This window comes from Streptomyces sp. NPDC006197 (genome assembly GCF_040613865.1).
Taxonomy (GTDB): domain Bacteria; phylum Actinomycetota; class Actinomycetes; order Streptomycetales; family Streptomycetaceae; genus Streptomyces.
On sequence record NZ_JBEXSZ010000015.1, the window covers coordinates 21470 to 31929 of the forward strand.

9 protein-coding genes are annotated in these 10460 nt (G+C 73.1%); all 9 read right to left on the reverse strand.

Going from position 1 to position 10460, the window contains the following annotated elements; all coding sequences use genetic code 11:
* Positions 1 to 48: 48 nt before the first annotated feature.
* A complete protein-coding gene (locus ABZ318_RS07165) occupies positions 49 to 330 on the reverse strand; it encodes an acyl carrier protein (protein WP_356901489.1) in 282 nt (93 codons plus the stop codon).
* A 70-nt stretch (positions 331 to 400) separates the two neighbouring features.
* Positions 401 to 2122 (reverse strand): acyl-CoA dehydrogenase, encoded by a 1722-nt coding sequence (locus tag ABZ318_RS07170; RefSeq protein ID WP_356901490.1) that lies wholly within the window; start codon positions 2120 to 2122, stop codon positions 401 to 403.
* A complete protein-coding gene (locus ABZ318_RS07175; protein ID WP_356901491.1) occupies positions 2119 to 3930 on the reverse strand; it encodes an acyl-CoA dehydrogenase family protein in 1812 nt (603 codons plus the stop codon). The genes ABZ318_RS07170 and ABZ318_RS07175 overlap by 4 nt, the downstream gene beginning before the upstream one ends.
* Positions 3927 to 5690, reverse strand: coding sequence for a fatty acyl-AMP ligase (locus ABZ318_RS07180; RefSeq protein ID WP_356901492.1), 1764 nt, complete (start codon positions 5688 to 5690; stop codon positions 3927 to 3929). Before ABZ318_RS07180 ends, ABZ318_RS07175 begins: the two co-directional genes overlap by 4 nt.
* On the reverse strand, positions 5687 to 7090 hold the full coding sequence (locus tag ABZ318_RS07185; RefSeq protein WP_356901493.1) for a condensation domain-containing protein: 1404 nt from the start codon (positions 7088 to 7090) through the stop codon (positions 5687 to 5689). The genes ABZ318_RS07180 and ABZ318_RS07185 overlap by 4 nt, the downstream gene beginning before the upstream one ends.
* Positions 7083 to 7871: an alpha/beta fold hydrolase gene (locus ABZ318_RS07190; protein WP_356901494.1), complete on the reverse strand. Its 789-nt coding sequence runs from the start codon at positions 7869 to 7871 to the stop codon at positions 7083 to 7085. Before ABZ318_RS07190 ends, ABZ318_RS07185 begins: the two co-directional genes overlap by 8 nt.
* A gap of 236 nt (positions 7872 to 8107) precedes the next feature.
* Entirely contained in the window at positions 8108 to 8287 is a 180-nt protein-coding gene (locus ABZ318_RS07195; protein ID WP_356901495.1) for a hypothetical protein, read from the reverse strand.
* A 181-nt stretch (positions 8288 to 8468) separates the two neighbouring features.
* Positions 8469 to 8897: a hypothetical protein gene (locus tag ABZ318_RS07200; RefSeq protein WP_356901496.1), complete on the reverse strand. Its 429-nt coding sequence runs from the start codon at positions 8895 to 8897 to the stop codon at positions 8469 to 8471.
* A 1-nt stretch (position 8898) separates the two neighbouring features.
* The gene (locus ABZ318_RS07205) at positions 8899 to 10284 is read right to left on the reverse strand and encodes a hypothetical protein (protein WP_356901497.1); all 1386 of its coding nucleotides are present in this window, start codon (positions 10282 to 10284) and stop codon (positions 8899 to 8901) included.
* Positions 10285 to 10460: the final 176 nt, after the last annotated feature.

A 10460-nucleotide genomic window follows, 5' to 3' on the forward strand; every position in this document is an offset into this window, starting at 1 on the left:
CACACGTGGTGGGCCCCCTCCCCGTGCGGGGAGGGGGCCCGCCGCGTGTCAGCTCCGGCGCGGACCGGCCAGCAGGCCCACGATGGCGTCGATGGTCGGGTAGTCCCAGGCCAGCGTCGGGGACACGGGGATGCCGAAGGTGTCCTCGATGTCGCCGCAGAGCGTCAGGGCGTACAGCGAGTCCAGGCCGTACTCGACGAGCTTGACGTCCGTGGCGATGTCGGTCACGGGGCATTCGACGAAGTACGCCACCCGCTCCCGCAGCCAGTCGCTCAGCTCCTCGGGGTCGGGGGGCGTCAGGCGGTCGTGTTCGGCGGCGGTCGTGGTCATGGCGTGGCTCCTTCGGGGCAGGGGACGGATGAAGAGGTGGGGTGGGGCGAGTACGGTGCGCCCGCGGGTGTCAGGCAAGTCGTCGGCCGATCAGGTCGAAGCCGGCGTTCCGCTCACAGCGTTCGGTGAGCTCCCGGAAGACCGCCTCGGTGTCCGCCTCCGGTCCGGGTGCGTGTCCCAGGCGGACGGTCAGCCGCCGCAGGGCGGCCGCCAGCCAGGCCGTGTCGCGCAGGAAGGGGTCCTGTCGGTCACGGTTGTACTGCCAGACGCCCAGGCAGGCTGCGGCCGCGGCCAGCAGCGCGTACCGCTCGGCCAGTTCGAAGCCCCAGGGCTCGGCCAGCGGGGACGCGCCGCGCGGGGTGAGGGCGAGGCAGTCGTCACGCAGGCTCCGCAGGGAGTCGGTCAACCGGCCGCACAGCGGGCCCAGCACCGGATCGGAGCGCAGCCGCTCGGCGGCGTCCGGCAGGACCGCGAGAAGTCCGTCGTCGGCGGCCGCGGTGATCTCCGGGCGCCGGAAGTCCAGGTCGTCCAGGGGCGCGTCGATCCGGAACAGCTCGGGCGGCGCGGGCGGGGTCACGAACCAGCTCCGGCGGGCCGGCCGCGGCAGCTGGGGAATGATCGTCGCCTGGCAGACGGTCGCCCCGGAGTGGGCCAGGGAACCGACCGGCAGGTCGCGCAGATGCTTCTGGAAGATGCCCTGCGGGCCCTCCCGCAGGAAGGAACGGGCGCCGAGGACCACGGCCAGGCGGTCCATGGCCTCCTGGGTCAGCAGCGGGACGAGGTACTTGACCGCCGGTGCGTACAGGCTCGTCATCCGGGGCAGCACGTGCAGCGCCCGGCACACCGTCGTGGACAGGCAGTCGGCGATGAGCAGATCGGTGAACGCCCCGGTGAGGGCCGCCCGGGCGTGCGGGAGTTCACTCACCGGCCGGCCGTACAGCCGGCGCCCGGTCGCGAACGCGGTGACCGTGCGCAGCTGGGTGTCGAGCGAACCGAGCGTCGCACCGGACAGGACGGCCTTGGTGACCTGGAAGGCCCGGAGCACGGACTCCAGCGCGCCGCCCTCCTCTCCGACCAGCGCGGACCCGGGAAGCGGACAGGCGTCGAACTCCACGCCGCCGAGGTGGATCGCCCGCAGTCCCGAGGTGCGGAACCGGGGCAGGAAGCGCAGCCGGTCGCGCGGCACGGAGTCCATGTCGAGCAGGAACAGCGAGTGGCTGCGGCTTCCGGGCTGCTCGCCGGTGCGGGCGAGGACGGTCACGGCGTGGGCCCGTGTCACGTTGTTGATGACCTCCTTGCGGCCGGAGAGGGACCAGCCGCTCCCCTGCCGGGTGGCCCTCACCTTCGAGGCGACCAGATCGTGGCCGGAGGCCAGTTCGGTGTACGCCCCTGCCGTCTGACCGCCCGCGAGCAGCAGGTCCGCGAGCATCCGGCGCTGTTCGGGGGACCCCGCGGACCACACCGGTGCGCTCGCGATGAGGTTGATCGCGCCGTGGCCGAGTCCCAGGGATCCGTCCCGCCGGAAGAGCGGTCGGAGCACCCGCGCCAGTTCGTCGGCCTGGCGCAGGCGGCCGCCCAGCGCGCGGGGGACGAACTCGGCACCGAGCCCGTACGCGTCGAGGAGCGCGCGGCCCGCCGGCAGCGGGTCGCCCCGCTCGTCCGCGGCGAGGAAGGCGTCGTAACTCAGCGGGTTGTCCGGATCGAGGGGGTCTCCGAGCAGCTGCTCCAGGGGGTCGGGCAGGTCTGGATCGGTGTCGGCGCACGTCGCCGGCGGGCCGGGAAGGGGGGTCATCGGCGCTCCTCGGGGTGCGGGTAGGTCAGGAGGGAGGGCAGCCGGCCCGCGGCGCGCTGCGCGAGAAGCGCCACGACGAGGCGCTCGTGGACGTCGCTCGTGGCGTCGCCGGCGCTGTCGGTGTCGCCTTCGTGCGCGCCCGGCGCTCCCGGTGTCGTCCGCCGCAGCAGGTTCGTCAGACAGGCCTCGAGCCACAGGCCGCGGTCCCACAGACCGGCCGTCACCGGATCGTCCGTGTCGCCGCGGTTGTGCAGCCACAGATGGATCGCGGCCGAGGCCGCGAAGCACACGGCGTACCGCTCGGCCAGGTCGAAGGCCCCGGCCGGGACCTCGATCGCGGTCGGCCGGTGCTCGGCCAGCCGCTCGTGGAGCTCGTCGGCGACGGCCCGCGTCCGCGCGGCCAGCCGGCCGAGGGAAGCGGGCACCTCCCGCTTGTCGGCCAGCTCGCTCAGCGCGTCGCAGGCGGCGGGCAGCGCCTGGACCGGGCTGCAGCCGGAGCGGGTGAGCAGTTCGAGGCGGCCCGGGTCGAAACCGGGCAGCGGTTCGCGCAGCGCGGTGGCGGCGTACAGGCCGGCGCTGTCCACGCGGCCCCGCCGGTATCCCCGTACGAGCTGGGGGAACTGGTTGATCAGCGAGTGCAGGTTCACGACGGTGTTGCCGTCGAAGATGCCGACGATGCGATGGTCGCGCTGCACCTTCTGGAAGCGGCCGTGCCGGTAGGTGTCGCCGGCCAGCAGCGAGCGCGAGCCCATGACCCGCGCCAGCTTCGCGACGAGCCCCTCCACCAGCGTCGGCACGAAGAACTTCACGGCGGCGGAGGCGACGGCGAGCTCCCCCGTCAGCGTGTGGATGCCGCGCCCCGCCACCAACGAGACCGCCTCCGCGAGGAGGAGGTCGGCGTAGGACTCGCTGATCAGGTGCCGGGTCTGCGGCAGATCGATCAGCAGGCGACCGTAGTTGGTCCGCTCGTGGGCGTACGTCAGACTCATGCCGAGCGCCTGGTCGGCGGCGCCCAGCGACAGCGAGCTGCACAGCGTGCGCGTCAGCTGCAGGCTCTTGACGACGGTCTCCACGCCGTCGCCCTCCCGCCCGATCAGCGCGGAGTGCGGCACCTCGGCGCCGGTGAAGGCGATGCCGCTGATGTCGGCGCCGCGGATTCCGTGGAGTTTCACCGCGGGCAGCGGGCGGAACGCACCGGGGGCCAGGGCCTGTTTGTCCACGAGGAGCAGGCTGAGGCCGCGCGGCCCGCCGTCCTTCGAGGTACGGGCGAGCACACAGACGAGGTGGCCGCGGGTGGCGTTGTTGATCAGCCACTTCTCGCCGGTGAGGCGATAGCCGTCGGGTGTCCGCTCGGCGGTCACCTCGCTCGCCAGCAGGTCGCTGCCGTGATCGCGCTCGGTCAGACCCCAGGAGACGACCGTCCCGGTGCCGATCCGCTCGCCGAGGCGGGCGGCCTGTTCCCGGTCGCCGCCGACCCAGAGGCAGACGGCGCCCAGGAAGGTCTTGCCGTGTGCGACGGCGACGGTCACGTCCCGCCGGGCGACGGCGCGCATGAGCTGGATCGCCTCGTCGTATCCGTCCAGGGTGCCGCCGTGGGCCGCCGGCACGTAGGCACGCGGGAGCCCGAGGACGTCGAGCTCCCGGCAGATCTCCAGCGGGAACGACTCGGCGTCGTCCAGGGCGCCGCTGCGGGCGTACGAGAAGAGCCGACCGGGATCGTCCGGGTCGCCGAGCCGCTCGTCGAGGTGGAGAGCCGCGGCGTACGCCGCCGGCAGCCCTTCCGGTGTCCTGTTCCGTGTCGAGGTCATACGGCGGCGCCCTGGGAGCGGTAGCGGCGGACGATCTCCGCGTCGAGGTCCTCGTGCAGGGGCTTGAGCCCGCCCGTCATGAAGAGCTCCCGCATCAGCGACCGCTGCACCTTGCCGCTGCTCGTGCGGCGCACATGGCCGGGGCGCAGCAGGACGACGTTCGAGACGCGTACGCCGAGCAGTTCGCTGAGCTCGCCGCGCACCGTGCGGGTGACGTCGGCGGGATCGGCGTCCATGCCGGCGGGCGCCCGGAACTCCTGCAGGACCACGATCTCCTCGCGGGCGGCGGGCACCGCGCACACGCAGGTCTGGAGCCCCTGGAAGGCCTCGTGGAGGGTGGCGACCTCGCGTTCGATGTCGTGGGGGTAGAGGTTGCGGCCCCGGACGATGAGGACGTCCTTGATGCGGCCCGTCACGTACAGCTCGCCGTCGTGCCGGGCCCCGAGGTCACCGGTGCGCACGAATCCGCCCTCGCCGGCCGCGGTGGTCGCGTCGAAGGCACGGGCCGTCTGCTCCGGGTTGCGCCAGTAGCCCGGGGTGACGCTGCCACCGCGGACCCAGATCTCGCCGACCGAACCGTCCGGCAGTTCGGCGGCCGACTCGGGGTCGACGATCCGCACGTCGAGGTCGACCACCCGGCCGCTGCTGACCAGCCGGCGGGCGGCCGGGTCCGCCGGGGACGGCGTGAAGAGGTTCTTCTCCAGGTCCGCGACATCGACCGGGGTGACGACCGGACCGCGGTCCGAGGGCGTGCCCGCGACGAAGAGCGCGGTCTCGGCCATGCCGTAGCACGGCTTGAGCGCGCGGGGATCGAAGCCCGCGGCCGCGAAACGGGTGCTGAAGCGCTCCAGGGTCCCGGCGTCGATGGGCTCCGAGCCGTTGAGGGCCCAGCGCAGGCTGGAGAGGTCGAGGCCGGCGAGCTGCTCGTCCGTGATGTGCTTGGCGAGCAGGTCGTACGCGAAGTTCGGGGCGGTCGTGAAGGTGCTCCGGTGCTCCTGGATCAGTTCGAACCACAGCCGGGGGCGGCGCAGGAAGTCCATCGGGGAGATCAGGACGACGCCCGCGCCCAGGTACAACGGTGACAGGAGCATGCCGATCAGACCCATGTCGTGGTACGGCGGGAGCCAGCTGCACGCCCGGGTCTCCCGGTCGGGGCCGAGGGCCGTCTCGATCAGCCACAGGTTGTGCGCGAGGGCTCCGTGCGTGAGGAGCACTCCCTTGGGTTCGCTGGTCGATCCCGAGGTGTACTGCAGGATGGCCACCTTGTCGCCGTCGTACCGCGGCTCCGGCAGCTCTCCCTCCGTGTCCGGCTCGACGGTGTCCGTGGCCACGCAGGGCAGCGCGCCGAGACCCGCGTCCTGGAGGAACTCCCGGGCGGCGGCCAGATGCGCCGAGTCGGTCAGGACCATCGACACGTCCGCGTCCCGGGCCACTCCGGCCATGCGCGCACCACGCCGTCCGCCACCGCTCGGCGCGGGGGCCGGGACGGCCACCACGCCCGCGTACAGACAGCCGGCGAGCACCTTCACGAAGTCCGTTCCGGACGGGTAGAGCAGCAGGACGCGGTCGTCCTCGGCGCAGTGGCCGCGCAACCACCGGGCGAGCGCCCGGGCCTCCTCGCGCAGCCGCCCGAACGTCAGCCGCTCCTCGACGCGTTCGTCCCCCTTCGGTCGTACGAAGACGACGGCGTCCTTGTCCGGCAGTTCGCGTGCGTTGCGTTCGAGGCGCGTCACGATGGTGTCGAGAGGCAGCGCGGTCATGCGGAAACTCCTTGGATGTCGGTGGTCGGGGGCGCGGCGGGTGCGGCGGCCCACAGCGGCGCTCTCGCGACCCGCGTCGCCGGGTCGGCGACGGCGATCTCCACGGCGCGGACGTAGTGCCGGGCGAGGCGTTCCACCGTCGCGCGCTCGAACAGCGCCCCGTCGTAACGGAAGTCGCACGTCAGGGTGGACGGGCCCTGCACCACGTCGACTCCGAGGTCGAGCTGGCCCTCCTGCTGGGGCAGGGGGTAGGGGCGGAGCGCGATCCCCGCGTAGTCGGTCGTGGTGTCGGGACGACCGGTGTCGAGAACGGGGCGGAGGGCGGGTTCGAGGTGGGCGGTGCTCAGCATGTTGAACGAGATCGCGTACGCCCGGGCCCTTCCGGCCGCCGGAGCGCGGCCCAGGTCCCGGGCCACCAGCGAGAAGGGGTAACGGATGGCGTCGACGCCGGTCCTGACCTGTTCCGCGACCGCGACGGCCAGGTCGTGGAAGGACGTCGACGGTTCGATCGCCGCCCGCAGCACGATCGTGTTGATGAAATTGCCCACCAGGTGAAGGCTGTTCGAGCTCATCCGGGTGGTGACCGGGCAGCCGATCAGGAAGTCGCGCTGCCGTGTGGTGCGGTACAGCAGGCCCTGGAAGGCGCCGAGCAGCAGGGCGAAGGGGGTGACCCCGGCGGTCCGCGCGGCCTCGCGCAGCCGGGCGGCCGTGGCGGCGGGCACGGCCACCCGGCAGGTCGCTCCGGACAGGGACGGCGTGGCGGGGCGCGGCAGGTCCGTGGGCAGCTCGGCGGCTGCCGAGCCGTGGCAGATCCGCTGCCAGTGGCGTCCGAGCTCGGCCCCGCGGGGCGAGGCGAGGAGCGCCCGTTCCTTCGCCACCTCCTCGTCGAAGCCGCCCCGCAGGACGGGCAGCCGGGCGTCGGTGCCGGTGGCGCAGGACGCGTACAGCCGCAGCAGGTCGCGCAGGAGCACGGCGTCGGAGGCCGCGTCGGTGGCGATGTGATGGCCGCCGACGAGCAGGACCGCGTCACCGTCCGGCCGGGTCCACAGCACGATCCTGAACGCGCCGTCCTCGTCCAGACGGTAGGGCGCGGCGAGCGCGGCCGTGACCCGGCCGCGCAGCTCCTCCTCGCCCACGGCGCCGAGTGCGTGGTGTTCGAGCCGCAGCCGGCTCGTCTCCCGGACCCGGCGCACGGGCCGGCCGCCGTCCGTGGTGAAGGTCGAGCGCAGCATCTCGTGCCGTACGGCGAGCAGCTCCACGACCCGTCCGAGCGCGGCGACGTCCACGGCGTCGCGGATCCGGACCGCGACTCCGGTGAGGTAGGCGGTGGCGCCGGGGACCAGTTGGTGCAGGAACCACTGGGCTTCCTGCCCGTGCGAGAGGGGGCGGGTGTCAGTCACGGCCGCCGCCGAGCGCCGCGACGGCCTTCCGCAGCCGCAGATCGTCGGCCAGGCGGCCGGAGAGATCGGCGAGCAGTTCCGCCTCGCGGTCCTCCAGATAGAAGTGGCCGCCCGCGAACGAGCGTTGTTCGAAGCGCGACCCGGTCAGTTCGGACCAGCCACGCATGGCGTCGGGGCCGCAGCCGGGATCCTGGTCCCCCGCGTAGGCGACCAGGGGGCAGCCGACGCGTTCGGGGCGGCGCGCGCCGTAGGCGGCGACCAGCTCCATGTCCGCCCGCAGGGTGGGGAGCACCATGCGGAGCAGATCCGGGTGGTCGAGCGCCCTCGTGGAGGCGCTGCCGAGGCGGCGGAGCTCGTCGAGGAGCGTGGCGTCGTCGGTCGGCGGATCGACGGGCTCACGCAGGTGCGGGGCGCGGAAGGCGGAGGCGAAGAGCCGCAGGGGGCGTACCCCCGCGTGCCGTTCGAGCCGCAGGGCGACCTCGTAGGCGACGCCGGCTCCCATGCTGTGGCCGAAGAAGGCCAGCGGCGTGTCCGTGTACGGCAGCAGCGCCTCGGCCAGCCGGTCGGCCATGACCTCCATGGTGCGCACCGGCGGGTCCGCGAGGCGCTGGTGCCGTCCGGGGTAGCAGACGGCGAGCACGCCCGTGCGGGCCGGCAGCCGGGACGCCCAGCCGTGGAAGGAATTCGGTGTGCCGCCCGCGTGGGGAAAGCACACCAGACGGAGGTCCGGATTCAGGGTCTGGCCACTGTGGTGAAACCAGGCGCCGCCGGTGTCGGTCATGTTCTTCCTCTTCAGCCGTGACAGCCCGCGAAGGCAGGGGACGATCCGCGGATTCACGTTAGGAAGCGTGGCTATATTTGCCCCATACCAGCGGCGGCTCGCGCTCGATCGCGCGGGGGGGGCCGTCCAAACGCCGACACCCCGCCACCGGCCCGCCGGTGACGGGGCTTCGGTGACGGGGTGTCGGTGACGGGGCTTCGGTGGACGACTTCGCCTAACGGGGCAGGTGGGGGTGCTCAGTCCCAGCCGTTGTTGTCGCCGTGGTCGACGACCACCGGAGTCGGCGCCACGGGTGTGGCGTCGGCATCGGCGAACGCCGGCGCCGCCACGAGGGTGGACACCGCGAGGGCGGTGGCCACGCACAGGCTCGCGAGGCCGGCCTTGCGGTGAACGGAGCGGAAAGGAGAATCGTGCACGGGCATGTGGTTTTCCCATTTCTTGTCGCCGAGTTCGGTGGACGGCGACGATCAACGACGGTTCGGCACCCTCATGAAGTGCCGTCCCCATTGCTTGTGATGACGATTATCGCCCGCGTGGGAGCGTTTTTCCGCGTCTATCGGTGTCATGATGCGGTCATGGCAGCTCGCTGTCTCCGATCTACGCGCCGGAGGGGACGACGACCGTCAGGGTCACGAGTTCCGAGGCGCCGTCCGCCGTGCGCAGTCGCACACCGAGCTGCCACTCGCCGGCCATCACGAACAGCCGCCCGCGCGCCCGGAACCGCCCGTCGCCCAGCGCCTCGGCGGCCAGTGACGGCATCGCGTGCCCCATCCGCTCCATCACGGCCTCCACCGACACCCCGCTCGGCTCCCCCCGGTCGCGGTCCCGTCCGGTGACCTCGATGTCCGCCACGGTGGTGGCGGTGGTCAGGCGGTCGAGGCGCACGCGCACGTCGTAGTGGTCCGAACCACCCGTCAGCACGGTCCCCGGCTGCTCTCCTCCGGACCGGGCGATCAACAGGGCGGCCAACGCCAGGACCACCGTCGCGACGCCTCCCGTCACGGTCCACAGCCGGCGCTTCGTCATGTCAGTTCCCTTCGGCGGCGACGTCGATCGTCACTCGGGTGGTGTGGACGGTGAAGTTCCTGGAGTACTGCAGCCAGACCACATAGCGGCCGGCGGCGGGGAAGCTGTACGTGAAGCGGAGCACCGGCCCGAACCGCCCGACCGTCTCGTCCCTCCGGAGGGCCCCCGGCACGCTCGACCGCGCCATGGAGTCCAGCTCGTGGACGTGGGCGAAGAAGTCACCGCGTGGATCGCGGACGAACATGTGCCCCGCCATGCCGAGCCAGGGCTGAAGGTCACGCGCCGGTCCCGCGCCGGTGTCCACGCGCAGGTCGAAGGCCGTGGGCTCGCCCGCGACCGGCCGGGACGGGCTGATGGTGACCCGGGCCCGCTCCCCGTCGGGCGCGGCGGCCGGACCCGCCGTGTTCCCCGACGGGCCCTGCGCCGTGTCCCGTGGCGCGGGGAGCCGGGGGCCGCCCACCTGGAAGGCGCCCGACACCTGCTGGCCGCCGCTGTCGGCCCGCTCGAACTCCGTCTGGACGAGATAGCGGCCGGGCCGGTCGACCACCAGCCGGACCTCCAGGACTCCGGGCCCGGTGAGGACGGGGTGGACGTGCCGGAAGAATCCCAGGTCCGCGCTGGTCACCACCGTGTGGGCCAGCGCTCCGTGATGGACGGTCAGGTCGTTGACCGGTCGGCCGGTGGAACCGTCGAGGACTCTCATGCGCACGACGAGGACGCGCCCCGTCACGGGCGCGGCCGGGTCGGTCGTGACCACGGCGTCGGCGAACGGCCTGCCGTTCGCCGAGAAGCCCTGTGCCGGATCGTCGGCCACGGTCGGCGCCGCACCCCGCGGAAGCGCCGCCGGGACGTACGGGGAGAGGGAGGCCGCGGTGGCCGCCACCACCAGGGTGGCGGCCGTCGCGGCGGACAGCACGGCACTGAGCACGCGTCGGCGCCGGACGGCCGCGAGGAGCGTGCCGACGATGAGGACCCCGGCGACGGCAAGGGCCGGATACAGGGTCAGCTCCCAGGCGGCGGCGCGCGGTGTCATCACCCGGAAGGGCAGCACGGCGCGCTCCTCACCGGCCTGGACGGCCAGTTCCCAGCGCCCGGTGCGGTCGACCCGCAGAGCCGTGGAGTACGTCCCCGGACGCCCCTTCTCCAGTCGTACGGTCACCCCGTCGGGTGCCGGCCCCGTGGCGGCGCTCCCCTCCAGCGGCCTGGCCGTGATCCTCAGGGGGACGGCCCGCACGGGCTGGTGCGCGATCACGTCCACCCGGAGCGGGCCGGGGACTTCGGGGGCGCGGCGCACCACGAACGTGAGCTCGTTCCCCTCGAAGGACTGCGCGAACTCGACGTCGGCGGTGTCGCTGATGCCGTGGGCGGCGGCGGGCTCCGCCCCCACGAGACCCAGGGTTCCGAGGAGCCCCAGGAGTACCAGGAGGACCGGGAGGACCGGAGAGACGACGATCGGGGCCGGAAAGGGCCTGGACGGGCTTCTCGTGACGTTCCACACCCGCGCCACCCTGCGGGACACGCCTATACGGCTTCGATAGCGGCTGTCCGTATAGCCCTTGTATA